27 protein-coding genes and 1 tRNA gene are annotated in these 26315 nt (G+C 68.6%); 12 read left to right on the forward strand and 16 right to left on the reverse strand.

The features are described from left to right. Positions 1 to 149 precede the first annotated feature (149 nt). Positions 150 to 632: a CarD family transcriptional regulator gene (locus tag ACFE6Z_RS10090; RefSeq protein ID WP_375385564.1), complete on the reverse strand. Its 483-nt coding sequence runs from the start codon at positions 630 to 632 to the stop codon at positions 150 to 152. 142 nt (positions 633 to 774) lie between these two features. Here ACFE6Z_RS10090 and ACFE6Z_RS10095 point away from each other — a divergent pair, with 142 nt between their 5' ends. Further along, complete coding sequence (locus ACFE6Z_RS10095; protein ID WP_375385565.1) at positions 775 to 1245, forward strand: DNA modification methylase; 471 nt, start codon at positions 775 to 777, stop codon at positions 1243 to 1245. A 60-nt stretch (positions 1246 to 1305) separates the two neighbouring features. On the opposite strand, the gene ACFE6Z_RS10100 is transcribed toward ACFE6Z_RS10095, so the two are convergent. Both ACFE6Z_RS10100 and ACFE6Z_RS10105 read right to left on the reverse strand, forming a co-directional pair. Then, on the reverse strand, positions 1306 to 1989 hold the full coding sequence (locus ACFE6Z_RS10100) for a response regulator (protein ID WP_375385566.1): 684 nt from the start codon (positions 1987 to 1989) through the stop codon (positions 1306 to 1308). Next, the gene (locus ACFE6Z_RS10105; protein ID WP_375385567.1) at positions 1986 to 3359 is read right to left on the reverse strand and encodes a sensor histidine kinase; all 1374 of its coding nucleotides are present in this window, start codon (positions 3357 to 3359) and stop codon (positions 1986 to 1988) included. Before ACFE6Z_RS10105 ends, ACFE6Z_RS10100 begins: the two co-directional genes overlap by 4 nt. A 207-nt stretch (positions 3360 to 3566) precedes the next feature. Here ACFE6Z_RS10105 and phoU point away from each other — a divergent pair, with 207 nt between their 5' ends. Beyond that, complete coding sequence (gene phoU / locus ACFE6Z_RS10110) at positions 3567 to 4250, forward strand: phosphate signaling complex protein PhoU (protein WP_375385568.1); 684 nt, start codon at positions 3567 to 3569, stop codon at positions 4248 to 4250. A 73-nt stretch (positions 4251 to 4323) separates the two neighbouring features. Here phoU and ACFE6Z_RS10115 read toward each other — a convergent pair whose 3' ends face one another. Then, the gene (locus tag ACFE6Z_RS10115; protein WP_375385569.1) at positions 4324 to 5073 is read right to left on the reverse strand and encodes a phosphoglyceromutase; all 750 of its coding nucleotides are present in this window, start codon (positions 5071 to 5073) and stop codon (positions 4324 to 4326) included. A gap of 85 nt (positions 5074 to 5158) precedes the next feature. Here ACFE6Z_RS10115 and ACFE6Z_RS10120 point away from each other — a divergent pair, with 85 nt between their 5' ends. Next, the gene (locus tag ACFE6Z_RS10120; protein ID WP_375385570.1) at positions 5159 to 6007 is read left to right on the forward strand and encodes a class I SAM-dependent methyltransferase; all 849 of its coding nucleotides are present in this window, start codon (positions 5159 to 5161) and stop codon (positions 6005 to 6007) included. Positions 6008 to 6022: 15 nt separating this feature from the next. Here ACFE6Z_RS10120 and ACFE6Z_RS10125 read toward each other — a convergent pair whose 3' ends face one another. From ACFE6Z_RS10125 to ACFE6Z_RS10140, 4 genes are all read right to left on the reverse strand, one after another. Continuing rightward, on the reverse strand, positions 6023 to 7138 hold the full coding sequence (locus tag ACFE6Z_RS10125; protein WP_375385571.1) for an aromatic acid exporter family protein: 1116 nt from the start codon (positions 7136 to 7138) through the stop codon (positions 6023 to 6025). Beyond that, entirely contained in the window at positions 7135 to 8241 is a 1107-nt protein-coding gene (locus ACFE6Z_RS10130; RefSeq protein ID WP_375385572.1) for a YgfZ/GcvT domain-containing protein, read from the reverse strand. Before ACFE6Z_RS10130 ends, ACFE6Z_RS10125 begins: the two co-directional genes overlap by 4 nt. Further along, positions 8241 to 8858 carry an FABP family protein gene (locus ACFE6Z_RS10135; RefSeq protein WP_375385573.1) on the reverse strand — a complete coding sequence of 206 codons (618 nt, stop codon included), beginning with the start codon at positions 8856 to 8858 and terminating at the stop codon, positions 8241 to 8243. Before ACFE6Z_RS10135 ends, ACFE6Z_RS10130 begins: the two co-directional genes overlap by 1 nt. 170 nt (positions 8859 to 9028) lie before the next feature. Beyond that, the gene (locus ACFE6Z_RS10140; RefSeq protein ID WP_375385574.1) at positions 9029 to 9319 is read right to left on the reverse strand and encodes a hypothetical protein; all 291 of its coding nucleotides are present in this window, start codon (positions 9317 to 9319) and stop codon (positions 9029 to 9031) included. Between the two features lie 124 nt (positions 9320 to 9443). Between ACFE6Z_RS10140 and ACFE6Z_RS10145 the strand changes: the two genes are divergently transcribed. The 7 genes from ACFE6Z_RS10145 to pstB all read left to right on the forward strand — a co-directional run bounded on the left by ACFE6Z_RS10145 (position 9444) and on the right by pstB (position 17681). Beyond that, entirely contained in the window at positions 9444 to 10136 is a 693-nt protein-coding gene (locus ACFE6Z_RS10145) for a winged helix-turn-helix domain-containing protein (protein ID WP_375385575.1), read from the forward strand. Between the two features lie 55 nt (positions 10137 to 10191). Further along, positions 10192 to 12360, forward strand: coding sequence for an RNA degradosome polyphosphate kinase (locus tag ACFE6Z_RS10150; protein WP_375385576.1), 2169 nt, complete (start codon positions 10192 to 10194; stop codon positions 12358 to 12360). Beyond that, positions 12357 to 13295: an NUDIX domain-containing protein gene (locus ACFE6Z_RS10155; protein ID WP_375385577.1), complete on the forward strand. Its 939-nt coding sequence runs from the start codon at positions 12357 to 12359 to the stop codon at positions 13293 to 13295. Before ACFE6Z_RS10150 ends, ACFE6Z_RS10155 begins: the two co-directional genes overlap by 4 nt. 161 nt (positions 13296 to 13456) lie before the next feature. After that, positions 13457 to 14581, forward strand: coding sequence for a phosphate ABC transporter substrate-binding protein PstS (locus tag ACFE6Z_RS10160; protein ID WP_375385578.1), 1125 nt, complete (start codon positions 13457 to 13459; stop codon positions 14579 to 14581). A 180-nt stretch (positions 14582 to 14761) separates the two neighbouring features. After that, entirely contained in the window at positions 14762 to 15775 is a 1014-nt protein-coding gene (gene pstC / locus ACFE6Z_RS10165; protein ID WP_375385579.1) for a phosphate ABC transporter permease subunit PstC, read from the forward strand. Further along, positions 15772 to 16884, forward strand: a complete 1113-nt coding sequence (gene pstA, locus ACFE6Z_RS10170; protein ID WP_375385580.1) for a phosphate ABC transporter permease PstA — start codon at positions 15772 to 15774, stop codon at positions 16882 to 16884. Before pstC ends, pstA begins: the two co-directional genes overlap by 4 nt. A gap of 17 nt (positions 16885 to 16901) precedes the next feature. Next, the gene (gene pstB, locus ACFE6Z_RS10175) at positions 16902 to 17681 is read left to right on the forward strand and encodes a phosphate ABC transporter ATP-binding protein PstB (RefSeq protein ID WP_375385581.1); all 780 of its coding nucleotides are present in this window, start codon (positions 16902 to 16904) and stop codon (positions 17679 to 17681) included. A gap of 109 nt (positions 17682 to 17790) precedes the next feature. On the opposite strand, the gene ACFE6Z_RS10180 is transcribed toward pstB, so the two are convergent. The 6 genes from ACFE6Z_RS10180 to sigK form a co-directional block, all read right to left on the reverse strand. Beyond that, positions 17791 to 18675 carry an aminotransferase class IV gene (locus ACFE6Z_RS10180; protein WP_375385582.1) on the reverse strand — a complete coding sequence of 295 codons (885 nt, stop codon included), beginning with the start codon at positions 18673 to 18675 and terminating at the stop codon, positions 17791 to 17793. 179 nt (positions 18676 to 18854) lie between these two features. Beyond that, on the reverse strand, positions 18855 to 19493 hold the full coding sequence (locus ACFE6Z_RS10185) for a DNA-directed RNA polymerase subunit beta (protein ID WP_375385583.1): 639 nt from the start codon (positions 19491 to 19493) through the stop codon (positions 18855 to 18857). A gap of 63 nt (positions 19494 to 19556) precedes the next feature. Next, positions 19557 to 19967 (reverse strand): VOC family protein, encoded by a 411-nt coding sequence (locus ACFE6Z_RS10190; RefSeq protein WP_375385584.1) that lies wholly within the window; start codon positions 19965 to 19967, stop codon positions 19557 to 19559. Positions 19968 to 20025: 58 nt separating this feature from the next. Further along, positions 20026 to 20373 (reverse strand): helix-turn-helix transcriptional regulator, encoded by a 348-nt coding sequence (locus tag ACFE6Z_RS10195; protein WP_375385783.1) that lies wholly within the window; start codon positions 20371 to 20373, stop codon positions 20026 to 20028. 130 nt (positions 20374 to 20503) lie between these two features. Next, a complete protein-coding gene (locus ACFE6Z_RS10200; protein WP_375385585.1) occupies positions 20504 to 21322 on the reverse strand; it encodes an anti-sigma factor domain-containing protein in 819 nt (272 codons plus the stop codon). After that, positions 21319 to 21909: an ECF RNA polymerase sigma factor SigK gene (gene sigK, locus ACFE6Z_RS10205; protein WP_375385586.1), complete on the reverse strand. Its 591-nt coding sequence runs from the start codon at positions 21907 to 21909 to the stop codon at positions 21319 to 21321. The genes ACFE6Z_RS10200 and sigK overlap by 4 nt, the downstream gene beginning before the upstream one ends. A 219-nt stretch (positions 21910 to 22128) precedes the next feature. Between sigK and ACFE6Z_RS10210 the strand changes: the two genes are divergently transcribed. Further along, positions 22129 to 22797: a fasciclin domain-containing protein gene (locus ACFE6Z_RS10210; protein WP_375385587.1), complete on the forward strand. Its 669-nt coding sequence runs from the start codon at positions 22129 to 22131 to the stop codon at positions 22795 to 22797. 125 nt (positions 22798 to 22922) lie between these two features. Next, positions 22923 to 22995 (forward strand) — tRNA-Lys (locus ACFE6Z_RS10215). 386 nt (positions 22996 to 23381) lie between these two features. On the opposite strand, the gene ACFE6Z_RS10220 is transcribed toward ACFE6Z_RS10215, so the two are convergent. Continuing rightward, positions 23382 to 23960 (reverse strand): isochorismatase family protein, encoded by a 579-nt coding sequence (locus tag ACFE6Z_RS10220; protein WP_375385588.1) that lies wholly within the window; start codon positions 23958 to 23960, stop codon positions 23382 to 23384. Continuing rightward, a complete protein-coding gene (locus ACFE6Z_RS10225; RefSeq protein WP_375385589.1) occupies positions 23957 to 26272 on the reverse strand; it encodes an MMPL family transporter in 2316 nt (771 codons plus the stop codon). Before ACFE6Z_RS10225 ends, ACFE6Z_RS10220 begins: the two co-directional genes overlap by 4 nt. Positions 26273 to 26315: the final 43 nt, after the last annotated feature.

Raw genomic sequence — 26315 nt, forward strand, 5'->3', positions numbered from 1 at the left:
TCGATAAAAGTCAGAACCAACACCGAAGATCCACAACACCATCCTCACTGTCTCGATACGGCGCTGGCGCGCCTACTCGACCACCGCCGCCGGACGACAGCTACTCGACCAACACCGCGGGACGCCCGCCGCTCGTCCGCGGGGGCGGGTCAGGAAGCCAGGACCTCGTCGAGGACGACGCCGGCCTTCTCTTCGTCGGTCTTCTCGGCGAGTGCGAGCTCGGAGATGAGGATCTGGCGCGCCTTGGCGAGCATCCGCTTCTCTCCGGCCGAGAGTCCGCGATCCTGATCGCGGCGCCACAGGTCGCGCACGACCTCGCTCACCTTGATCACATCACCGGACGCGAGCTTCTCGAGGTTCGCCTTGTATCGGCGCGACCAGTTCGTGGGCTCTTCGGTGAACGGGGCACGGAGCACCTCGAACACGCGCTCGAGACCCTCTTTGCCGATCACGTCGCGCACCCCGACCAGGTCGACGTTGTCGGCCGGTACCTCGATCGTCAGATCACCCTGAGTGACGCGGAGCTTGAGATAGACCTTCTCTTCACCTTTGATGGTCCGGGTCTTGACTTCCGCGATGGTGGCTGCCCCGTGATGGGGGTAAACGACCGTCTCGCCAACCTCAAAAAGCATGCAGTTATGTCCTTTCGGCAACCTCAAGGATACCACAGGCACCGATGCGCTAAGGTTCGCCCGCACCCGCTCCGCGACCCTGCGCGCGCACCCGCGAACCCATAGAATGCAAGGGACAGCCGAAGCTTCCCTTGGAGGATCCGTGAAATCGCGCCTCATCGCGTCCCTCGCCGTAGGCGCCGCCATCGTCCTCGGGACAACCGGCTGCAGCATGCTCTCGACGCAGGCCACGACGATCCCCTACTCGCCCGCCGACGGCGTGACCGTGACCGCTTCCGGTCCGCTCGAGGTGCGCAACGCCCTGATCGTGGCCAACGACGCCGGCACCGTCGGCAACTTCGTCGCTGCGATCGTCAACCAGACCTCCGACGCGCACGAGCTCAATATCGAGGTGGGCGACGGCCAGATCCGCAAGACCGTCCGGGTACCCGCCAACAGCACCGTGAGCCTCGGCGCCGAAGACACGCGGCCGCTGCGCCTCGAAGGCATCGACACCAAGCCCGGCGCCAACCTGGACATGTACTTCCAGTCGGGCGACGCCGGAGGCGTGCTCGCGACCGTCCCGGTGCTGAACGGCTCGCTGGACTACCTCACCGAACTCGCACCGCGGTAGGTCGGGCGGAAGCGGCCGACGCGATAGGGCAAAAGCCCCACGCACCGAAGCGGTGCCGACTCAGCTCTCGAAGCGGTAGCCGAGTCCTCGCACCGTCACGAGCATCGAGGGCTCGCCCGGGTTCTGCTCGATCCGCGAGCGGATCCGCTTGATGTGCACGTCGAGCGTCTTGGTGTCGCCGAAGTAGTCCGTGCCCCACACCCGGTCGATCAACTGCCCCCGGGTCAGTACGCGCCCGGCGTTGCGCATCAGCACCTCGAGCAGCTCGAATTCCTTGAGCGGCATGCTGATCTCGCCGCCCTCGACCGCCACGGTGTGCCGGTCGATGTCGAGGGTGACGCGCCCGCCCGAGAGCACGCGGTCATCGAGATCGGCGTCGAGCTGAGTCTGGCGACGCATGACCGCGCGCATGCGGGCGAGCAGCTCCCGGGCGGAGTACGGCTTCGTCACGTAGTCGTCGGCGCCGAGCTCGAGGCCCACCACGATGTCGACCTCGGAGTCTTTCGCGGTGAGCATGATGATGGGCACGTTCGAAGTGCTCCGCAGCTGACGGCACACCTCGGTGCCCGGCATCCCGGGAAGCATGAGGTCCAGCAGCACGATATCGGCGCCCCGCTCATGGAAGGTCGCGAGGGCGGCCGCGCCGTCTTCCGTGATCTCGACCTCGTACCCCTCGCGGCGCAGCAGGTAGGCGAGCGGATCGGCGAGGTCGGGTTCGTCTTCGACGAGAAGTACGCGAGTCATACGGATTCTCCATTCCTGCGGGCAGACCGGGATGCTGTCGCCCCCGGTGCGAGCTTCTTCTTTCGCGCACGCTTCTTGCGTGGCGGGATCTCAGCCGGTCCCTCGACGAGAGGGAGCCGGATCGTGAAAGTGGACCCGCGGCCGGGTCGCGACCACAGCCGCACCTCGCCGCCGTGGCGCTGCACCGCGTGCTTGACGATCGACAGGCCCAGGCCCGTGCCGCCGGTACGGCGCGACCGGGCCTGGTCGGCGCGATAGAAGCGCTCGAAGATGCGCTGCTGATCGCTTTCCTCGATGCCGATGCCGCGGTCGGTCACGACGATCTCGACGATATCGCCCACCGCTTTGACCCCGACTCCGACGCTCGAGCCGGTCGGCGAGTAGACGATGGCATTGGCGACGAGGTTTCCGACGGCCTCGCTGAGCACCTGTGAATCGCCGCGGACGTAGAGGCCGCGGTCGCCGCCGCGGATGACCTCGACCCCGGCCGACGAGGCCTGGATCACGTGCGCGTCGACTGCGGAGGCGACGATCTCGTCGACCGAGACCTCGCGGACGTTGTCGAGCTCGTCGGAGGCCTGCAGGCGCGAGAGATTCATGATGCGGGAGGTGAGGCTCGCCAGGCGCGCCGCCTCGGCGCCGATCCGGGTCGCGAAGATGCGCACCTGGTCGGGATCGTCGGCGGCGGATTCGATCGCCTCGGCGAGAAGACTGACTGCTCCGACCGGCGTCTTCAGCTCATGACTGGTGTTGGCGACGAAGTCACGGCGCATCTCTTCGACGCGCTCGCGCTCGGTGATGTCGCGGAAGACGACGAGGGCGAGACGGGGTGAGATCACCGTCGCCCGCGCGGCGACCAGGCGCAGCTCGGCGGGCGCCGCGCCGCGGCGCAGGCGCATCGTCGCCGTCGCGGTGCCGGAAGTCACTATGCCGAAAGATCCTGTGCCGAAGGACGCAGCGCCGGAAGTCGCCGTGCCGGAAGACGCCGTGCCGGAAGACGCCGTGCCGGAAGACGCAGAGCCGGCGATCGCCGCGGCGGAGGTGGAACCGGACGACGGGGCGGATGCCAGTGCGGCGCGTGCGCGTCGCGCGAGCGAGCGCAGCTCGTCGCTGCGCAGCACCTGGCCCTCGATGAGCCCGAACGGCCCTGCCGGGCCGGATGCAGCCAGCACGGTCGATGACGTGTCCACCACGATCGCGGCGTCGTCCATCGCATGGATCACGTCGCGCACCCCGTCGGGGACCTCGAGCGAGGTCTCCTCCCGCACGCGCCTGCGCGCACGCACCGACGCGACCGCCAGGAGAGACATCGAGCCCCCGATGACCGCCCCGACCACGAGGGCGAGCAGCGTGAGCTGCGTCGTATCCATGGCATCAGCGTACGTCGCCCCGTCGAGCGCGACTCGGCCACGCGCTCGCGTCCGATCTGTCGGCCTGTCAGTATTCACTCTCTCAGCACCGTTCGTTAACCTTGGATGAGGATGATCGCCTCGGCGACCGTCGGATCCATCGGGCGGCAGTGCCCGTGAGCGGTGATTGGGCGGATGCCCGACCGTATGACCAGGAGAGGTGTTGCGATGCGCGAAGTGTTCCATCAGTCGCTGGAGGACGTGCAGTCCCGGCTGGTTGAGATCGCCGACCTGGTGGGCGTGGCGATCGAGAAGGCCACGACGGCGTTCGGTTCGAGCGACGTCGCGCTGGCTGAAGAGGTCATCGCCGATGACACCGTCATCGACGACAAGTCCGCCGCGCTGGACGAGCTCGCGATCGAGATCCTCGCCCGTCAGCAGCCGGTTGCGCGCGACCTCCGCATCGTCGTCACGGCGCTGCGAGTGAGCGCGTCGCTCGAGCGGATGGGCGACATCGCCGAGCACATCGCGCAGCTGACTCGCATGCGTTTCCCCGAGCGGGCCATTCCGAAGGGCCTCAAGAGCACGTTCACCCGGATGGGCGAGCTCGATGTGGAGATCGCGCGCCGCCTCGCCATCCTGCTGCGGACCGAAGACCTCGAGATCGCCGACGAGATCCGCAACGCCGACGACGCGATCGACAAGCTGCACGTCAGCGTCTTCGAGAAGGTGCTGAGCGACAGCTGGCGGGGCGAGCCGTCCGCGACGGTGGACGCCACGCTCGCGAGCCGCTATCACGAGCGCTTCGCCGACCACGCGGTCTCGATCTCGAAGAAGGTCGTCTACCTCGCGACCGGCGACTGGACGGGCGAGGACGACAGCGCGAGCCGGTCGGAGACCGTCGGCATCTAGCCACGTACACAGAGAAGGAGCGGATGCCTCGGGTGAGGCATCCGCTCCTTCTCTGTTCCTGCGGGTCGGGCCGCTACTTCTTACCCTGCGCGGCGACCGCGGCGGCACCGGCGGCAGCGGCAGCGGGGTCGAGGTACTCCCCCGGACCGGTGGGAACCAGGTTCTCGTCGAGGTGGTAGACGAGCGGGATGCCGGTGGGGATGTTCAGCTCGGCGATGTCGCCGTCGCTGATGCCCTCGAGGTGCTTGACGAGGCCGCGGAGAGAATTGCCGTGGGCGGTCACGAGTACGGTCTTGCCCGCCTGGAGGTCGGGCACGATGTCGCTCTGCCAATACGGGAGCATGCGCTCGATCACGAGCGCGAGCGACTCGGTGTCGGGCACCTGGCCGTCGATGCCCGCGTAGCGCGGGTCGCCCACCTGGCTGTACTGGTCGTCGGCGGGCAGGGGCGGCGGCGGCACGTCGAACGAGCGACGCCAGAGCATGAACTGCTCGTTGCCGAACTCTTCGAGCGTCTGCGCCTTGTCCTTGCCCTGCAGCGCACCGTAGTGGCGCTCGTTCAGACGCCACGACCGCTTCACGGGGATCCACAGCCGATCGGCGGTGTCCAACGCGATGTTCGCGGTCTGGATGGCGCGGCTCAGTACGGAGGTGTGCAGCACATCGGGGAGGATGCCCGACTCGGCGAGCAGCTCTCCGCCGCGCGCGGCCTCGGCCGTGCCCTGCTCGGTCAGGCGGACGTCCACCCATCCGGTGAACTGGTTGGTCTTGTTCCATTCGCTCTGGCCGTGGCGGAGCAGGATCAGGGTGTGGGGTCCGGTCATGCCGCCATGATAGCGAGGCCTCGTGTCGGGCCGGTCTGGCCGGTCGGATCGGGATGCTCCGCACGGCGTCTGGGAGGATGTGGGCATGCCCTCCGCCGAGTCGCCCGTGGGGCAGATCACGCGCGGGACGACCGGCACGAACCGGCTTCGCCGCGTCGACCGCTGGATCGCGCGCCAGCCGGCGCTGCGCCACGCCGATGATCCCCTCGTCGTGGATCTCGGCTACGGCGCGAGCGGCGTGACGGCGTTCGAGCTGCAGGCGCGCCTGGCGCGCACCCGCCCCGACGTCGAGGTGCGCGGCCTCGAGATCGATCCGGCGCGCGTCGCGAGCGCTCGAGCTCAGCTGGAGTCGGTGCGGTCGGGAAGCACGCCGTTCCGCCCGGACGCGGCGGTGTCGTTCGCCCGCGGCGGGTTCGAGGTGCCGTTGCCCGGCGGCCGGCGCCCCGCCGTCATCCGGGCCATGAACGTCCTGCGCCAGTACGACGAGGCCGAGGTGGCGGGCGCCTGGGCGCGCATGGCGTCGCGACTCGCGCCGGGCGGACTCCTCGTGGAGGGCACGTGCGATGAGATCGGACGCGTGTGCACGTGGGTGGCGGTCGGCCCCGACGGTGCGCCGCAGACGCTCTCGCTGTCGCTGCGCCTGTCGTCGCTGGAGAGCACGACGATCAGCCCACCGATCAGCCCTTCGATTGCCGCCGAGCGGCTCCCCAAAGCGCTGATCCACCGCAACGTGCCCGGCGAGCGCGTGCACGCCCTGTTCGCCGATCTCGACCGGGAGTGGGAGCGTGCGGCGAGGATGTCGGCGTTCGGCGCGGTGCAGCGGTGGCGGAGCGCGGTCGGGGCGTTGGCCGCCTTCGGGTGGCCGATCGGCGACAGGTCACGCTGGCGCCTCGGCGAACTCACCGTGCCGTGGTCGGCCGTCGCCCCGCGCTGAGGCGAGGAGTGCTGCTCAGATGCGCGGGACGCGGGCGCGAGCATCCGCTCCCGTCATTCCCGTCGCGGTCAGCAGATCCACGGCGAGCGGGCGCATCGCGACGATGAGGTTCTGGTCGCCGAGCGAAGCGTCGGGCACGAGCGCCGCAGGATCGAGCCGTTCGGCGACCGCCGTGAGGAGCGACTGCGCGACGGGGACGAGGGAGATGTCTGCGAGGGAACGCCCGACGAGCTCGGCGCCGCGTGCGAGCTCGGCCAGCACGTCGGCGATGACCGGTCGGGCCTGACCGTCGTCGCTCTGGTACACGACCCGTCGCGCGACCACCCGGAGATTGCGGGTGACGAGGTCCATCGACTGCCGGATGTTCTCGAAGCGCTGCAGATCGAACCGCTGGCGCCGGAGCACCGGCGAGATCCGCGCGATCGCCAGCCCCGACTCGAGCGACGAGCGCCAGTCGTCGACGACGGGCTGGAGCGCTCGGGCCTTCTCGAGCCCGCGCTCCGCCCGCAGCCGGTCGCCTCGGCGCAGCGCCTGGGTCAGGGTGCTGAACGTGCCGTCGACCGCGCGGAACAGCGCGGCACCGTCGCGCATCGCGGCGCGCCGGGGATTGCGCGGAATGAGCGCGGTGACCAGCAGCGCGGCGACGCCGCCGACGATGCCGTCGATCAGGCGCAGGAAGGGCGCGCCTGTGGGCAGGACCATCACGATGAGCGACTGGATGCCGGCGGCGATCGCGAAGCTCGCCTGCGGTGCGAGGAATCGGGCTACCACGAGGCTGAGCGTCAGAGCCAGCGCGAGCTGCCACCATCCCGACCCGAAGACGAGCAGCAGCAGCTCGGCGACCAGGATGCCCACCAGCATCGCGAGCACCGTCTCGAGCACGCGGCGCGGCCGTGCGTCGCGGACGAGCCCGAGGCTCGACACGGTGACCGTGGCGGCCAGGAGCGGCGTCGAATGCCCCAGGACGTAGAAGCAGAAAACGTAGGCCCCGGTCGCGGCGACGACGATCTGCAGTATCGCGTTCGCCGAGTTCCAGACCCGCAGGATGCCGCGGCGCGGGGCGATGCGCGAACGCCAGCCCGATACGGCCACCGCGGTGGTCGTGGGTGCGGGCTCGCGCGGTGCGGTCACCTGGCCGGCGCGCGGCGGCCGATCCGCGGCATCCGCGGGATGTTGGCGGTGGCGCCCGCGTCGGGGGGCACGATGACCTCTTGCGCCGCTGCGATCGGCGCGTCCTCGCCGTCGACGGTCAGTTCAGCTTCGACGGGCACGCTGCGTTTGATGACAGCCAGCGCCACCGGGCCCTCTTCGAAGTGCAGGGCGACGGAGGTCACGGTGCCCACCACATCTTCACCGAGGCGCACGTCCGCTCCGCGGACGGGGAGGCGGCTGCCGCTCCCGTCCAGCTGGAGCGCGACGATCCGGCGCGGCGGGTGCCCGAGGTTGTGCACCTTCGCGACGGTCTCCTGGCCGCGATAGCAGCCCTTGCTCAGGTGCACGGCAGTGCGCATCCAGTCCAGCTCGTGCGGGATCGCGCGCTCGTCGACCTCGTTCGCCCAGCGCGGCCGCCACGACGCGACGCGCAGGGCCTCGGCGGCCGAGAGCCCCGCGAGCTTGCGCTCACCGCGAGCCGCGGCATCCGCGAGGGCCTCCAGCGTGCTCCGCTCGACGATGGCCTCCGCCCAATCGCGGTCCTCACCAGGGTGCGGGTGGGCGGGGGCGTAGCCGTAGCCGCCGATGGCCACGTCGGGCCACGGATCACGCCAGATCAGGGCGAGTCCGAAGGGGGATGCTGCGCCCACGCCCGCGACGGCTGCAGACGTGCCGCCGATCACGGCGTACTGGCCGCTCGCATCGCGCGGGGCGACCCGCAGGCGGAACCGCATCTTCAGCAGCCAGCCGAGGAGCGCATCGGCGTCGCCCCCGTCGGCGATGAGCCACGCGGTCTCGCCGTCGTCCACGACCGAGGCGGCGTGCTCGATCCGGCCGTTCGGGTCCAGGATCAGCAGTTCGGTGGATTCGCCGGGGCGCAGTGTCGCAACACTCTGCGAGGCGAGCGAGTCGAGCCAGGTCAGCCGGTCTTCGCCCGGGATCGCGAGCACGCGGCGGTCTTCGAGGGGAACCACCGCCGAGCCGTCGGCGAGCGCCCGTTGTTCGCCCAGCGGGTTGCCCAGATGCTCCAGGCCCGGGCCGACGATCACGGCACCCGGCACACGCGCGAACAGATCGCTCATCAGTCGGCCCTCGCGAGTCTCGCCGAGGCGTGCGAGCCGAGCTCCTGGCCGAGCGCGGCGATGTCCCACGCCCACAGCAGGTGCCCATCGACGAGTCCGTACATACGGGAGGCCGCGGCGTACGCCTTCGACCCGGCCGTGCGCACGACGTAGTCGGTCGCGATGTCGATGCGCGGGCCGCGCACCTGCCCGAGATACAGCTCGCTCACGCCGTCGGCGTGCGCGAGGAGGACCTCGATGTCGAAGCCGCTCTCCGCGTTGCGGAGTGCCTCGACGTCGTCCGCGGTGCGGGGCGCGGCGCGTTCCAGCGGGGGAAGCAGTCCGGGGCCGGCGTCGGCGGGCGTCGCGGGACGCGAGAGTCGCCAGAACCCGACCTCCGAGACCAGCGGGCGACGGGCCTGCTCGTCGCCTTCGCCGTCACCCTCGATCAGCCACGCGTTCGCGGCGTAGTTGAGGTACGGGCCGCCGTCATGACTGAAGCTCACGCGATGCGCGAATTCTCCCGCGAACCGTGAGTCGTCCGCCTCGTACTCGATGACCCCGGTGCCCTCCCACACACCCAGCAGCCACGAGATCGGCACCAGGTCGGCGGGAAGGTCGGTCGGCAGATCGAACACGACGCGACCGTCAGCGCTGGCCGCGATAGAGGTTCTTCAGCACGACACCCGAGACGAAGACGATCGCGAGCGAGGCGAGTCCGAGCAGTCCGACGAAGAACAGTTCGAGCGCGACGAGATCCATACCCCGAGCCTATCCCGAAACCGGCTGGACGGACCGGACGCGAAGCCTACGCGGGGATGACGGTCGCGAGCCCGAATCCCGCGCTGACGACCCCGAGCACCAGCAGCGATCCCAGCACGCTCACCGCCACGCGCTGTGTGAACCCCTGCGACCGTCCGTAGCCGAGCTGGACGGCGAACGAGAGGATGAGGCATCCCCCCAGTCCCACCATCAGCCAGGCCGCGCGCCATTCCGGCGCGACGAAGATGCCGATCGAGAGCCCGATCACGGCCGCGGCGATCCAGGCGGCGACGATGCCGCCGATCGTTCGGCGGGGAGCGAGTTCTGGCGTGGCCACGGACTCATTCTCGCCTACTCGCGCTCGGCGCGCACCCGCGCGAGCAGCCGCCCGCGCGGGGGGCGGCCGGTTCACCCTAAACTGAGGGGTACGGCGTGCGCAGTGCGCCGGGAGGGCGACGTTCTTGGCACAGCTTCTGGTTCTGAGCTCCACACACGGAGGCGGTCCTGTCCTGCCCTCGCTGGAGTTGCTGAGCCACCGAGTGCGCCAGATTCCCGCCGAACCCGCCCAGCTGGTGAACGCGCCGAGTGCGGATGTCATCTTCGTGGATGCGCGCATCGACCTGGTCGGCGCGAAGTCGCTGTGCAAGATCCTCAACACGACGGGCCTGGACGCACCGCTCGTCCTCGTCGTCACCGAGGGCGGCCTCACCGCGGTCTCGACCGACTGGGGCGTGGACGACGTCATCCTGGTCAGCGCGGGGCCTGCCGAAGTCGACGCCCGCGTGCGACTCGCGATCGGGCGCATGTCGAAGGAGCAGGTCTCGACCCGAATCCAGACCTCCGGCATCTCGATCGACGAGTCGTCGTACTCGGCGAAGGTCCACGGCAAGCCGCTGGATCTCACCTACAAGGAGTTCCAGCTCCTCCATTTCTTCGCGACCCACCCGTCGCGCGTGTTCACCCGTGAGCAGTTGCTGAGCGAAGTGTGGGGCTACGACTACTTCGGCGGCACCCGCACGGTCGATGTGCACGTCCGCCGTCTGCGCGCCAAACTCGGCGACCTCGAGCAGCTGATCGGCACCGTCCGCAACGTCGGCTACCGCTTCAACGTGTACGAGGACGACCAGCTGCCCAGCCCCTCCACGCGGTCCTGACCGCGGTCGACGCACCGTTCACACGTCGGTCACCTCGTCCTGCAATGATGAGTGGATGATCGAACACGACGTGCTCGACGCAGGCCTCGGCGATGCGGACGACGACGACTTCGATGAGGCCGTCGAGGCCTTCGACTCGCAGCTGCCCGAGAACCGGTACCTCGATCGCGAGATCAGCTGGCTCGCGTTCAACCAGCGCGTTCTCGAGCTGGCCGAGGACGATCGGCTCCCGATCCTGGAGCGCGCCAACTTCCTCGCGATCTTCGCGAGCAACCTCGACGAGTTCTTCATGGTGCGCGTCGCCGGCCTCAAGCGCCGCATCGTGACGGGGCTGGCGGTGCCGACCAACGTCGGCCGCTCGCCGCAGGACGTGCTCTCCGACATCTCGGCCGAGGCCCACCGCCTGCAGCTTCGTCATGCGGATGCCTGGAAGAGTCTCGTGCGGCCGAAGCTCCACGAATCCGGCATCGAGGTCTTGCGCTGGGACGAGATCACGGACGCCGAGCGCGACCGGCTGGGCGACTACTTCCAGGCGCAGGTCTTCCCGGTGCTGATGCCGCTCGCGGTCGACCCCGCGCACCCTTTCCCCTACATCTCCGGGCTCTCGCTGAACCTCGCGATCCGCATCCGCAACGCCAAGACCGGCCGCCAGGAGTTCGCGCGCCTCAAAGTCCCGCCGATGATGCCGCGGCTCATCGAGGTGCCGCACGACGGCGAGTCGATCCGATTCCTCCCCCTCGAAGACCTCATCTCCAACCACCTGGGAGATCTCTTCCCCGGCATGGAGATCCTCGACCACCACACGTTCCGGCTCACCCGCAACGAAGACGTCGTGATCGAAGAGGACGAGACCGAGAACCTCATCCAAGCGCTCGAAGCCGAGCTGCTGCGCCGGCGGTTCGGCCCGCCGATCCGGCTCGAGGTCACCGACGACATGGACGACGTCACGCTGGCTCTGCTGATCAGCGAGCTGTCGATCACCGAGCAGGAGGTCTATCGCCTTCCGGGGCTCCTCGACCTCCGCGGCCTGTTCGAGCTCGGCGGCGTCGATCGGCCCGAACTGCGCTACCCGCCGCACGTGCCCACGACCGCCGTCGCGTTCCAGCCGGCGGAGCAGAACGGGCGGGCAGACCTGTTCTCCGCGATCCGCAAGGGCGACGTGCTGGTGCACCACCCCTACGAGTCGTTCGCGACGAGCGTGCAGGCCTTCCTCGAGCAGGCGGCACGCGACCCGCACGTCCTCGCGATCAAGCAGACCCTCTACCGCACCTCCGGTGACAGCCCCATCGTGCAGTCGCTCATCGACGCCGCCGAGTCGGGCAAGCAGGTGCTCGCCCTGGTCGAGGTCAAGGCGCGCTTCGACGAGGCCGCCAACATCGTGTGGGCGCGCAAGCTCGAAAAGGCCGGCGTCCACGTCGTCTACGGCCTGGTGGGTCTGAAGACCCACTGCAAGCTCGCCCTCGTCATCCGCGAGGAAGACGGGGTCCTGCGTCACTACAGCCACATCGGCACGGGCAACTACAACCCGAAGACCAGCCGCATCTACGAGGACTTCGGCCTGTTCACCACCGACGGTCAGGTCGGCAAAGACCTGACGCGCCTGTTCAACGAGCTCAGCGGCTACGCGATCGAGAAGAAGTTCAAGCGCCTGCTGGTCGCCCCGCTGCACCTGCGCAAGGGGCTCCTGCGCCAGATCGACCAGGAGCGCCGCAACGCCCTGGAGGACCGACCCGCCAGCATCCGACTCAAAGTGAACTCGATGGTCGACGAACAGATCATCGACGCGCTGTACCGCGCCAGCCAGGCCGGGGTGAAGGTCGATATCTGGGTGCGCGGGATCTGCTCGATCAAGCCGGGCGTGGAGGGCGTGAGCGAGAACATCACGGTGCGCAGCATCCTGGGCCGCTACCTCGAGCATTCGCGCATCTTCGCGTTCCACAACGACGGCGACCCCGAGATCTACATCGGCAGCGCCGACATGATGCACCGCAACCTCGATCGCCGGGTCGAAGCCCTCGTGCGGATCATCGCGCCGGCCCACCTCGCCGAGCTCACCGCGCTGTTCGATCGCGCGATGAGCGATGAGACCAGTTCGTGGTGGCTCGGGTCGGAGGGCGAGTGGACCAGGCACAGCGTCGACGACGATGGCCGGCCGCTCGTGGATCTGCAGGACTACACGATGGCCAACGTGCCTCGCCGCCGCCGCGCACGGGCGGTGCGGTGACCGACACCGCTGTCTACGCGGCCGGCGGAGTGATCTGGCGCCTCGTGGACGGCAAGCTCATGGTGCTCGTCATCCACCGCACGGCATACGCCGACGTCACCCTACCCAAGGGCAAGGTCGATCCGGGTGAGACGCTCGCCGAGACCGCGGTGCGCGAGATCTTCGAAGAGACCGGCATCCGCGTCCGCCTCGGCATCCCGGTCGGAGTCTCGCGGTATGGGATGCCGAGCAAACGGCAGAAGATCGTGCATTACTGGGCCGCGGAGGCGACCGACGACGCGATCCGCGCATCGGCGTTCGTACCGAACCGCGAGATCGCGGCGCTGGAGTGGGTCACCCCCAAGCGCGCACTCGGCTACCTCAGCTATCCCGTCGACGTCGAGATCCTCGAGAACTTCCTCGGATTCGTCGATGACGGCATCCTCCAGACCTTCCCCCTCATCGTGCTGCGCCACGGGAAGGCGACCCCCCGAGAGGGGTGGAAGGGCGAGGATGCGGCACGACCGCTGACAGATCGGGGCGCGCGCCAGGCGTCCGCGATCGTCGGGACGCTCGCCGCGTTCGGCGCGCGCAAGATCGTCACCAGCGACGCCCTCCGCTGCGTCGCCACGGTCACACCCCTCGCGGCGTCGCTCGGACGCAAGATCGTGCGCACCCCGCTCATCAGCCAGGATGCCTGGGAGGCGGGCGAGTCGGATGCCCGCAGCGTCGTGGGCCGGCGTGTCCGCTCGCGCAAGCCCGCCGTGCTGTGCAGTCACGGCCCCGTCTTGCCCGACATCCTCAACGAGATCGCGCTCGCGACCGGCACCCTGCGCGGCTCGTATCTGGGCAGCGCGTCTGCCCTCGAGACCGGATCGTTCTCGGTCGTGCACCTCTCGTCTTCGAACCCAGGCTCGGGCATCGTCGCCATCGAGACGCACGAAGCCAAGCCCTGATCCGTCGAGTGCACGGGTGAACGGGCCCGGCGCCCGGCTTCGAGTGCTGGGCCTGCGTTCACCTCCCGTTCACCCTGCGAGCCCACTCCCTTAAGAGTCCGTGTCTACGTTCAGAGCGAGCCCCGCACCGGGCCGCAAACCCTGAATGTGAAGGATCCACAGTGAAGAAGACTCGATTCGCCCTCATCGGCGCCGTGATCGCCATCGGCGCGGTCGCACTCGCCGGATGTTCATCCGGCAGCAGCACGCCCGGCAGCTCGGCCTCTTCGACCCCGACCAAGGCCGCCGTCACCTCGACCGTCGACCCGAGCCTGACGGGCACGATCACCGCCGGTGGCTCGAGCGCCCAAGCGAACGCGCAGGCCGCGTGGACCGCGGCATACAACGCCCAGGTCAAGGGCGTCACCATCAACTACGACAAGTCGCAGGGCTCGGGCGGCGGCGTCACGAACTTCCTCAGCGGCGCCTACGACTTCGCCGGCTCCGACTCGCCGCTCAAGGCAGACCAGACCGACCAGTCGAAGGCGCTCTGCACCGCCGGTGGCCTGAACATCCCGATCTACCTCGACGGTGTCGCGATCATCTTCAACATCTCGGGCGTCACGAGCCTGAAGCTCAGCGGCGCGACCATCGCGCAGATCTTCAACCTGAAGATCACCGACTGGTCCGACCCGGCGATCACCAAGGACAACGGAACGGCGCTCCCCGCCGGCCCGATCACGACGGTGGTTCGCTCGGACGGCTCCGGCACGACGCAGAACTTCACGAACTACCTCGCCGCGACGCAGCCCACCGACTGGCCCTACCCGGCCGCCAACGCCTGGCCCGTCACCGGCAACGTCTCGGCCCAAAAGGGCGGCTCGGGCGTCGTCAATACCGTGCAGTCCGGCGCCGGCACAATCGGCTACGCCGACCACTCGGCCGTCGGCACGCTCAACTCGGTTGCAGTCATCCAGGACGGAACGGCCATCCCGTTCAGCCCGGAGGCCGTCACCGAGACGTTCGCCGTCGCTGCGGTCCCCGCCTCGAACGGCGTCCCCGGAGACCTGTCGCAGAAGTTCGATTACACGAAGTTGACGACCGAGACCTACCCGATCCCGCTGGTGTCGTACGGCATTCTGTGCTCGACGTTCAAGACCGCCGCGCAGGCCAAGCTCGCGGTCAACTATCTGTCGTTCATCAGCAGCACCGCCGGCCAGGCCGTCGCTGCGAAGAACGCAGGTTCGGCTCCACTGCCCGACTCGATCCTCGAGCAGGCTCAGACCACGCTGGCAACCGTCAAGTAGTCAGCCGCATCCCCATCAGCTGCCCCGTCCGAGGACACTCTCGGGCGGGGCAGACTGGGCCCGGCCTCCGAACATCCGTGTCGGAGGCGTGGCCGAGTCATCCGGCTGAATTCCCCAGAACCCGACCGCCCGACGCTGATCTAGGAGCCCCCGTGCCGATCCGACACCCATGGGATTGCGATGACTGACACGATCGCCCCCTCGCCGCCGATCCTCAAGCGCCCCTCGACGAAGCGCCGGGCGGGCGACACCGCCTTCCTCGGCCTGTCGACAGCATCCGCCATCTCGATCCTGGTGATCCTGGCCGGCGTCGCGATCTTCCTCATCATCCAGGGATGGCCGGCCATCACGGCCAACTGGGCGGAGAACCCCTCGCTCAGCGTGATCCAGAACCCCGCGCAGGTGCCGTGGGGCAGCTTCTGGGAGTACGTCGGACCGCTCCTCTTCGGAAGCATCTGGTCGGCATTCATCGCGATGCTGCTCGGCGCCCCTGTGGCCATCGGCATCGCGCTGTTCATCTCGCACTACGCACCGCGTCGCGTCGCCGGCGCCCTCGGCTACGTCGTCGATCTGCTGGCCGCGGTTCCCTCGATCGTCTTCGGCCTCTGGGGCATCATGGTGATCCGCCCGCTGCTGCTGCCGCTCTCGCATTTCCTCAACGAGTACTTCGGCTGGCTCCCGTTCTTCGAGGGCCCCGTCTCCTCCACCGGTTCGACGATCCTCGCCGGTGGCGTCGTGCTCGCCGTGATGATCCTGCCGATCGTCACCTCGATCACCCGTGAGATCTTCCTGCAGACCCCGCGTCTGCACGAGGAGGCGGCGCTGGCCCTCGGCGCGACCCGGTGGGAGATGATCCGGCTCTCGGTGCTGCCCTACGCCCGCAGCGGCATGGTCTCGGCCACACTCCTCGGCCTCGGCCGCGCGCTCGGAGAGACGATGGCGATCGCGCTCATCATCTCGCCGTCGCTCATCTACTCGGTCAAGGTGCTGACGGACGGCTACAACTCCCAGACGATCGCGGCCAACATCGCGCTCAACTTCCCGATCTCCGATGAGATGCAGCGCTCCGCGCTCATCGGCACGGGTCTCATGCTCTTCGTGGTCTCGTTCGGTGTGAACATCCTCGCCCGCTATCTCGTCTCCGCCTCCGGGCCGAAGAAGGAGAAGCGCCGTTCGAAGGGAAAGAGCGCGTGAGCGCCTCCACGACCAACGCTGCGCCGCCGGTTCCGCGCAGCTCGGCTCCTGTCACCCTGACCAGCGGCCAGCTGCCTCGCTGGATCGAACCGGCGGTGCTCGCCGGCTCGGCGATCGTCGTCGCCGCGATCTTCTTCGTGTTCACGCAGAGCTTCAACGCGGGCGTCTGGCTGTTCTTCACGGCGATCCTCTACCTGGTCGCCATCGGCATCGGTTCGAGCGTCGTCGAGAACCGCCGCAAGGCGACCGACCGCGTCGTGCGGGGCTTGGTCGTGAGCGCGTTCATCCTCGCCCTGATCCCGCTCGTGTCCACTCTCGTCACGGTCTTCATCCAGGGCGCGGCGGTGCTCAACTGGAACTTCATCTGGAGCGTCGGCGGAACGTCGTTCAACGCCGACACGCTCGAGGTCACCTACACCCCCGGCGCGTTCCAGGCAGTCGTCGGAACGCTCATCATCACGGGCATCGCGACGCTCATCTCGGTGCCGATCGGCATCCTGACGGCCATCTACCTGGTGGAGTACGCGCAGCCCAACAACCCGCTGCGACGCGCGATCACGTTCCTGGTGGACGTCATGACCGGCATCCCCTCGATCGTCGCGGGTCTGTTCGCGTTCTCACTCTTCTCGCTGATCGTGGGGCCGAAGGCCTTCAGCGGGTTCTCGGCGTCGATCGCCTTGTGCGTGCTGATGATCCCGATCGTGGTGCGTTCGACCGAGGAGATGCTGCGCCTCGTGCCCAACGAGCTGCGCGAGGCCTCCTTCGCCCTCGGTGTGCCGAGGTCGACGACGATCTTGAAGATCGTGCTGCGCACCGCGGCGAGCGGCATCGTCACGGGTGTGGTGCTGGCGATCGCCCGCATCGTCGGCGAGACGGCGCCGATCTTCATCGCGGCCAGCTTCACCGACGCGCTGAACTTCAACCCGTTCCAAGACCCGATGCAGACCCTCGCTGTCATGGCCTACACCAACTACAGCTTTCCGACGACCGACATCACCGCCAGCCAGGCACAGGCATGGGGAGCAGCGCTCCTGCTCGTCATCCTCGTCGTGATCTTCAACCTCATCGCCCGTATCGTCGCGACCGTGTTCGCGCCGAAGACCCGTTAGCCAGAAAGGCGCCACGCGTGTCCAAGAGCATCGAAGTCAACAACCTCAACGTCTACTACGGCAACTTCCTCGCCGTCGAGGGCGTCTCGATGGAGATCGCCCCGCGTTCGGTGACGGCGTTCATCGGCCCGTCGGGCTGCGGCAAGTCGACCTTCCTCCGCACCCTCAACCGTATGCACGAGGTCATCCCCGGCGCCCACGTCGACGGTGATGTGCTGATGGACGGCGACAACCTGTACGGCCCGGGCGTTGACCCCGTGCTCGTGCGTCGCCAGGTCGGCATGGTCTTCCAGCGCCCGAACCCCTTCCCCACGATGTCGATCAAGGACAACGTGCTGGCTGGCGTGCGCCTGAACAACAAGCGCATCTCGAAGTCGGACGCCGACGGGCTCGTGGAGAAGTCGCTCAAGGGCGCGAACCTGTGGAACGAAGTGCGCGACCGTCTCGACAAGCCCGGTGCGGGTCTGTCCGGTGGCCAGCAGCAGCGTCTGTGCATCGCGCGCGCGATCGCAGTCTCGCCGCAGGTGCTGCTGATGGACGAGCCGTGCTCGGCCCTCGACCCCATCTCGACGTACGCGATCGAGGAGCTGATCGAAGAGCTCAAGAGCGACTACACGATCGTGATCGTGACGCACAATATGCAGCAGGCCTCGCGGGTCTCCGACCGCACCGCCTTCTTCAACATCGCGGGCACCGGCAAGCCGGGCAAGCTCATCGAGTACAACGACACCAAGGCGATCTTCACGACGCCGAACGTTCAGGCGACCGAGGACTACGTCTCGGGTCGCTTCGGATAGACCGCACTGCAGCACACGAGCGGATGCCTCGGGTCGAGGCATCCGCTCTTCTGTCTGTTGCGGGCACTGCTGTCTTGCGGGCACTGCTGTCTTGCGGGCGACGGACCGGTCAGTCGCGGGGCGAGAGCAGATAGGCGTTGAGCGCCGCGGTGAATTCGACGTCGTTCGCGAGGGGCACGGCGTCGATCGCCGTGATCGGGGCGGCGAGGCGGATGCTCGAGACCAGCCACGCGGCATCCGTTTTCAGAAGATCGGATGCCGGAACCTCGCGGTACTCGGTGGCGAGCCCCCGCGAGCGGAGCCACTCGAACGCGCTGAGCTGGGTGGTGCCGTGGAGGATCTGCCCGGTCGGGGCGGGGGTGATGTATGTGCCGTCGATGCGCAGGATCACGGATGCCGTCGGGGCCTCGAGAACGATGCCGTCGGACGAGATGAACAGGGCGTCGTCGGCCCCCCTTCGCTTCGCCTCGCGGATCGCGGCCATGTTCACGGCGTACGACAGGGTCTTGGCGCCCAGCAGCAGCCACGGCGCGCGGGCGGCCGCCGCGCTGTCGAACCCGCGATCGAGCGTGACGACGCGGATGCCGCGCGTGCGCGACTCGGCGAAGTCGGCCGCCGGCGCCGCCGTCACCCACGCAGTAGGCGCGGGGCAGTGCTCGACGCCCCTGCTGAGGATCAGCTTGATGACATACTCCCCCAGCTCGCAGTTCGCCGCGGCGACCTCGACCGCTTGGCGCCACTGGCCGGTGTGCGGGGCCGGCAGATCGCACAGCCGCGCGGAGTGCGCGAGGCGCTCCAGGTGCGCCGACACCTCCTGCGGGTGCCCGTCGATCACGCCGATCGACTCGAAGATGCCGTCGCCGCGCTGCGTGCTCAGCTCGCCCACGCTCAGGGCCGGGGCTGCCGGGTCGATCACCGTGAAGGTATCGGCGAAGTCATCGCGGGTGTCGTCGGATACTACGGGGTCGATCGTGAGTGCGTAACGCCAGGCCATGCTCCGAGCCTATGTCCGGGAATGCGCCGAAGCGGTGCTCGGTTACACTGGATCAGCCGGGCCGCAGTAACCCCGGGCTCCATCTTTTGCCGCCGAGAGCGGCCTCGCGCCGAGAGGCGTTCTGCGGCCCGGCACTTATCTTTGTCGGCCTGCGCGCTGCGCTGTCGCGGTATCCCGCGTCAGGCCAGCGCGTCGCGGCGCCAGAGCGCGGCGCATGCAGTCAGATCTCCCGCGTACGTCGAGAGGCGCAGCGCCCGTGTCGTCAGGGCCGATGCCCGCTCGGGCTCGGTCGCATCGTAGTCATCGGCGACGTGCGTCGCGCCCGACGCCTGCACCCGGCTGAACGCGGCCGCACGCTCCAGCGCGACGGCGAAGTCGCCCTGGAAGAGCCCTCTGAGTATCGCGTCGATCAGCGCGACCAGCTCGTCGGGGCCTGCCGGCACCGGAGCGCCTGCGATCACCGGATCCGGCGACTCGAGCGCGAGACGCCCCCGCTCGTACAGCAGCGCCGCCGTCTGCGGATCGTCGTGGATCATCAGCTGCAGCAGATACAGCCGCCACAGCGCGCCGGGCAGCGACTTCGCGGGCGAACGCGACCACAGCTCGGCGATGTCGTCGATGCCGTGCTGATCGGTGAACGAGACGAGCCGATCGACGATCTGCGCATCCGGCTCATCGCGCACTCGCGCCATCAGCGCCTGCGCCGTGCTGTGCGCGACGCGCGAGACCTCTGCGGGGTCACTCGCAGCGAACCGCCGGTCGAACAGCTCGGCCGGTCGCCGCACGGGCTTGTGGAAGTCCCTGGGTTCGTCGCTCACGCGCTCCAGGCTACCCGCGGATGCTGCGGCCGCCGCCCGACTCAGCCCTCCGCGAACGCTACCTCACGCGGCCTGGTTGATCCGCACGTGGTTGCCCGCGGGGTCGCGGAAGGCGCAGTCCTTCGGACCCCAGTCCTGCGCGATGGGCTCCTGGAGCACCTCGGCGCCGGACGACTGCAGACGCGCGAACGTGGCATCCAGGTCGTCCGTGGTGAAAACGTACGGCCCGGGGCCCGAACCCTTCACCACGAGACGGGTGAGCGCCTCGCCGTCTTCGGGTGAGCGCCCGGCACCAGGATCGGAGAGGACGACCGCGAGCCCCGACTGCCCGGGGAAGCCGAAGCTCACCCAGCGGTGACCGTCGTACGCGACGTCGTTCACGATCTCGAGCCCGAGACCGTCACGGTAGAAGGGGATCGCCGCCTCGACGTCGTCGACGGTGATGGGGCAGTACGCGAGTGAGATGTTCGGCATGTCTCCACGGTAGAGATCGGATCGGCAGTCGCGCTTCTCGAAAACTGCTCGATGGCCTTCAGACGTAGCGAGTCGGCCGGGTGAGGATCTTCGCGATGCACGCGGGCATCGCCTCGTCCACCGCATGCGTCCGGGCCCGGTAGGCACTGGGCGTCTCGCCCGCGATCTCACTGAACTTCGAACTGAACGACCCCAGCGATGTCGCTCCCACGGCGGTGCAGGCATCCGTCACCGACCATCCCGCTCGCAGCAACGCCATGGCGCGCTCGATGCGGCGCGTCATCAGATACGCGTAGGGGGTCTCGCCGTAGGCGATCTTGAACTCGCGGGAGAAGTGCGCCGGAGACATCAGGGCGCGCTGCGCCATGGTGGGCACATCGAGCGGCTCGGCGTAGGCGCGGTCCATGAGGTCTCGCGCGCGCCGCAGGTGCACGAGAGTCTGCGGACTCTGAATGACGGATGCCACGGCTCAACGCTAGCGCGAGGGTGCATTGCGACGATCGAGGGTGCATTGCGACGTCCGCCGTCGTTGCGGCTCAGGCGGTCGGGATCGCGACGATCGGCGTCGTGGTCGGCTGCCTCGTCGGCGAGCCCCCGGCCTGCTCGACCGTCACGGCGATCACGTCACCGGCCTGCACCGGTCCGTCCAGCAGTGCCGTCACGCTGCCGCCGTTGGACGCGTCCACGACACCGGCCGAGACGGGGTTGCCGTCGCGGACGAACCACAGCTCGTAGCTCTGATCGGCGGCGATGGCGGGCATGCCCTCCGAGACGAGAACGGCCTTGCCGAGGGAGTCGGACCAGTGGGCGCTCGCCGTTCCGCCGGTCTCGAGCGCGACGCTCGCGACCTGCGCGTCGGGGGCATCGGTGATCTGCGAGAGCGCCACGACCGATGCCGGGCGGTTGAGCTGCTGGCCGATGGTCGCCGCACCGAATCCGAGCGCCACCAGGAGCACCAGCGACGCGGCGAGCGCGAAGATGCCCCGCGTCCAGCTGCGACGCGAGATGGTCTGCAGCTCGGCGGTGTCCAGAGGCGGCTCGGTCGACGCGTCCGGTCGCACCGTTTTCGACTCGACTGTGTCCGAGTCGGCGGCGTTCGAGTCAGCGGTGCTCGAGCGGGCACCGTCCTGCGGGATCGTCGCGATACGAGCCAGCAGCTCGGCGCGGAGCGCGGCGGGCGGCGTGACCGCGAGGGCCGTATCAGCCAGCGACGCGGCGGTCGCAGCATCCGCCGTCGCAATCGCTTCCCACTCCGGATGCTCGGCGAGCGCAGTCTGGTAGGCCAGCTCGTCATCGGGAGACAGCGCGCCCAACGCATGGCCGGCTGCCAGCTCGGCGAAGTCCTGTACGTTCACGATGTCACCCCCATCTCCGTGCGAAGTCGAGACAGTCCGTCTCTCATCCTCGTCTTGATCGTGCCGAGCGGCGCGCCCACGAGCGCCGCGATTTCGCTCTGACTGTAACCCCCGTAGTACGCGAGGGTGAGAGCCTCGCGCTGAGCCTCGGGGAGGGCAGCGACGGCCTGTGCCACACGCTTTCCCTCGATTCTCAGCTCGACTTCCTCCGCGACGCCGTCGTGGGCGACATCGAGGTCACGGAAGCCCGCTCGCACGTCACGATCCGCGCTCGCCTGCGCCGACCGCACACGATCGACGGCCCTGCGATGCGCGATCGTGAGTATCCACGATCTTCCCTGCCCCTTGTTCGGAACGAATCGACCAGCGGATTGCCACACCTCGAGGAAGACTTCCTGCAGCACTTCTTCACTCTGCGAGCGGTCGACGAGGACGCGCAGAATCAATCCGAACACGCGGGGCGAGAGCATGTCGTAGAGGCGCGCGAACGCTCCCTGGTCTCCGCCCGCAGCGCGTACCAGCAGTTCCCCGGCATGGTCGACCGAGGGGGCGCCATCCTCAGGCACCTCTACTCCGTCGATCACCACTTCACCAGCATGCCTTAGTCGCCCTCGTTCCGCCGAAATGCGCGGAGGGATTGACGGATGCCGGTGCCTCCGGCATCCGGACTATTCGGCGCATTCGCGATCGTCGCCATCCGATCCCGACACCGCTCCGAAGAGTTCCCGTAGCCGCTCGACGAGCGGTCCCCGCACCGGGGAACTGTCAGCCACGGCCCTCTCGGACCGTTTCAGAGGAGGAACCTCATGTCACGCACCACTCGTATCGGCGCCGGAGCGGCGCTGGCCTTCGCCGCAGTGCTCGCCCTAAGCGCGTGCAGCTCGGGTACCGCAACCACCTCGGCCGAGACCATGGCCCCGACCACCGAGCCCTCGATGTCGTCCGCCGCGCCCAGCCCTTCGGCCATGGACGTCACCGCGAACCTCGTCGGCTCCGGTTGCGCCGCTTACGCCGACGCCGTGCCCTCGGGCTCGGGCTCGGTCGCGGGAATGGCTGTCGACCCGGTGGCCGTCGCCGCCTCGAATAACCCGATCCTGACCACGCTCACCGCGGCGGTCAGCGGCAAGCTCAACCCCGACGTGAACCTCGTCGACACGCTGAACGGCAGCGAGTTCACGGTGTTCGCCCCGGTCGATGACGCCTTCGCCAAGATCGATCCCGCCACGATCGAGGCGCTCAAGACCGACACCGCGACCCTCACGTCGATCCTGACGTACCACGTCGTTCCCGGCATGATCCAGCCCGACGCGATCGTCGGCACGCACACGACCGTGGAAGGCGGAACCCTTGAGGTGGCCGGAAGCGGCGACAACCTCACGGTCAATGGCTCAACCGCCGTCATCTGTGGTGGAGTCCAGACGGCCAACGCCGTCGTCTACCTCATCGACACGGTGCTGACGCCCCCGGCCAAGTAGCAAGAACCTCCGGCTGATCCAGCCGGTCAAAGGCGGTCGCGACCGCCGGTGCCTCGGCGAGGGGGCACCGGCGGTCGCGACGTCGTTCGTGCAGGCGCCACGCGCCGAAGTAGGCTTGTGCGGTCGGGCCTGTAGCTCAGTCGGTAGAGCATCGGACTTTTAATCCGCGGGTCGAGGGTTCGAGCCCCTCCGGGCCCACTACGTGAGGTCGTGTCTCCGGTCTCACCTGAGTCGCGACGTGCGAGTGTATGGAGATCCCTCGCACCGACGTGATGCGGGCCTGCGCGGCCTCACTGCGCAACTTCGGTGATCTGCGCAGTTTCGGCGCAGTCCGCCGCGTGGGAAGCCCGAAGAACTGCAGATCCCCGAAGTCGTGCGACGTCAGGTCGAGCTCCGCTCCCGCAACCGCGTGATGCGGGGATCGAGTAGCGAGCTTGCGAGCGTATCGAGATCCCTCGGGCCGACGTAGTACGCCGGTCCGGATCTCGCGACACGGCGCTGGCGCGCCAACTCGATCACCGCGGCTACGGCGCTGGCTCCGCCAGGGACACTTCTCCGCGTGTCCGGCGGTCGCGGGTGCGGTCTCAGGCGCCCGACTCGACCAGCTCTGCGCCGGCGTGAGCGGCTTCGGCGAGTGCCCGCTCGCTCGATTCGGGATGCACGCCCGCGACGAGGTCGGTGAAGATCCGAACGCGGCGGCCGTGCTCGATCGCGTCCAGCGCCGACGCGCGGACGCAGTAGTCGGTGGCCAAACCGACCACGTCGATGTCGATGATGCCGTGTTCATCGAGCAATTGTGCGGCCGTGGCACCGTCATCGGCGACACCCTCGAACAGCGAATAGGCGGGCTTGCCCTGACCCTTCTTGAGCTGATGCGTCACCGTCGCCGTGTCGAATCCCTCGTCGTACTCGGCGCCGAACGACCCCGCGACGCAGTGCACCGGCCAGGTGTCGATGAAGTCGGGCTCGGCGGCGAAGTGACCGCCGTTGTCGCCTTCGGCGTCGTGCCAGTCGCGCGATGCGACGATGATCTCGTAGTCGCCCGCGTGGTCGTGCAGGAACGTCGTGATGCGAGCGGCGACCTCGTCACCGCCGGCCACCCCCAGCGCACCGCGCTCAGTGAAATCGTTCTGGACATCGACGATGAACAGCGCCTTGGTCATGGTTCGAGCGTACGCCGGTACTCCTCGCGGGTGAGCGGGTGGCCGTCCCCGGCGACGAGGTCGTCGCCGTCGCCGGCGTCGCCGGCGCTGGCGGCCAACGGCGGCGTCTCTGCTCGCCCGACGACCGCCTCTTCCCGACGCCACAGCTTCGACGGCCACCAGATCGCGCGCCCGATGTCGTAGGTCAGCGCGGGCACGAGCAGCGACCGCACGACGAAGGTGTCGAGCAGCACGCCGAACGCCACGATGAACGCGATCTGGGCGAGGAACAGGATCGGGATGACGCCCAGAGCCGCGAACGTCGCGGCCAGCACCAGGCCGGCAGACGTGATCACTCCCCCGGTGGCGACCAGCCCGCGCAGGATCCCTCGCCGGGTGCCGTGGCCGAGCGATTCTTCGCGCACGCGTGACATCAGGAAGATGTTGTAGTCGACGCCGAGCGCCACGAGGAAGACGAATCCGTAGAGCGGCACGGACGGATCGGCACCGGGGAAACCGAAGACCGTGTCGAACACGACGGCGCTCACCCCCAGCGCCGCGCCGAACGACAGGATCACGCTGAGGATCAGCAGCACCGGCGCCAGGATCGCCCGGAGCAGGAGCATCAGGATGAGGAGGATCACCAGCAGCACGACCGGGATGATGATCGTACGGTCACGGATCGACGTGTCGTTCGAATCGATGTCGGTCGCGGTCACGCCGCCGACGAGCGCGGTGCCGGTGCCCAGCGAATCGTCGAGGCTCACGCGCAGATCGCGCACGGTCTGTTCGGCCGCGGGCGAGTCGGCAGCATCCGTCAGCGTGCCGATCAGCAGCACGTCGCCGTCCGAGACCGTGGGGGTCGGCGCCGCCGTTCCGGGCGGCCCGACGGCGGCGTACACGGGTGCGCCGTTCTCGATCGTCACGGTCGCCTGCCCGGTGGGCGAGTCTCCGGATGCTGCGGCCACCGCCTGCACGCCGGCATCGGCGCTCAGCACGTCGGCGGCAGCGGCGACATCCGACTCGGGGACGATCACGTAGACCGGGCTGCCCGATCCTGCGGGGAAGTGCTCGCCGAGCACCGCTTGCCCGTCCCGCGCCTCCGAAGCCCCGAGGACGAGGTCACTCGACGGGACGCCGTCGGCCTTCAGCTGGATGACGCCGGCCGCGGCGACGAGCAGGACGATCGTGCTGACAATCCAGATCGGGCGCGCCCGGCGGGCGATGAATCGCGCCTGCCGCGGCCAGAAGCCCTTCACCGGCTGCGTCAGATCGTCGGGAATCGACACCGAGGCGTGCTTCGGGATGAACGGCCAGAACGCCGCCTTGCCCACGAGGGCGAGGAGGGCAGGCAGGAACGTCAGTGCCGACAGCACGGAGAACGCGATCCCGATCGAGGCGATCGGCCCCAGGGCACGGTTGGTCGCGAGGTCGGAGAGCAGCAGGCACAGGAGGCCCGCGATCACGGTTCCACCCGATGCGAGGATCGGCTCGAACGCTCCTCGCCACGCCTGGGTCGTGGCATCCCATCGCCGCGCCCCCGCCCCGATCGCCTCTCGGAACCGGGCGACGTACAAAAGCGCGTAGTCGGTCGCGGCGCCGATCACCAGGATGAAGAGGATTCCCTGCACCTGCCCGTTGAGCACGACTATGCCGGCGTAGGCCAGCCACCAGACGGTCAGCAGCGCGACGCACAGCGCGAACAGCGAGGTCATCAGCACGAGGATCGGCAGCAGCGGCGACCGGTAGACGATTATCAGGATGATGAACACCGCGAGGAGGGCGACGAGCAGGAGCAGCCCATCGATGCCGAGGAAGCCCTTCACCAGGTCGGCCGTGAATCCCGCCGGCCCCGTCACCCAGCCCTGCAGTCCGCTCGAGAGCTCGGAGCCGACCATGGTGCGAATGGACTCGACGGTGACCCGCACCTGGCCCGACGCGTCGATAGGCACGAAGATCTGCACCGCCTGACCGTCCTCGGAGGCAACCGGCGGCGAGACGCCGTCCAGCACTCCGTCGATCCCGGCGATGTCGGTCGCGAGCGTCTGGGTCTCGTCGAGCTGTTCCGGCGTGAGCGCGGCGTCTGACGCGATCACCACCACGGCGGGGATGCTGTCGCTGCCCACGAAGTCCGGGAGCCGCTCGCTGACCTGCGTCGCATCGGCGCTCTGCGGCAGGAAGGACGACTGGTTGTTGGTCGCGACCTGATCGACCTTGCCGAAATAGGGCCCGCCGATCGATCCCCCCACGAGCCAGACGAGGACGAGGACCACGGGGATGCCGATCCGCAGCCAGCGGGACGGTGAGACGCGTGACTGTTTCGGCGAGGACATATCGTTAGCTTATCTAGCGATAGCGATCATCGCGAGTCGGTGG

Origin of the sequence: uncultured Microbacterium sp. (genome assembly GCF_964244775.1) — a bacterium.
Lineage (GTDB): Bacteria > Actinomycetota > Actinomycetes > Actinomycetales > Microbacteriaceae > Microbacterium.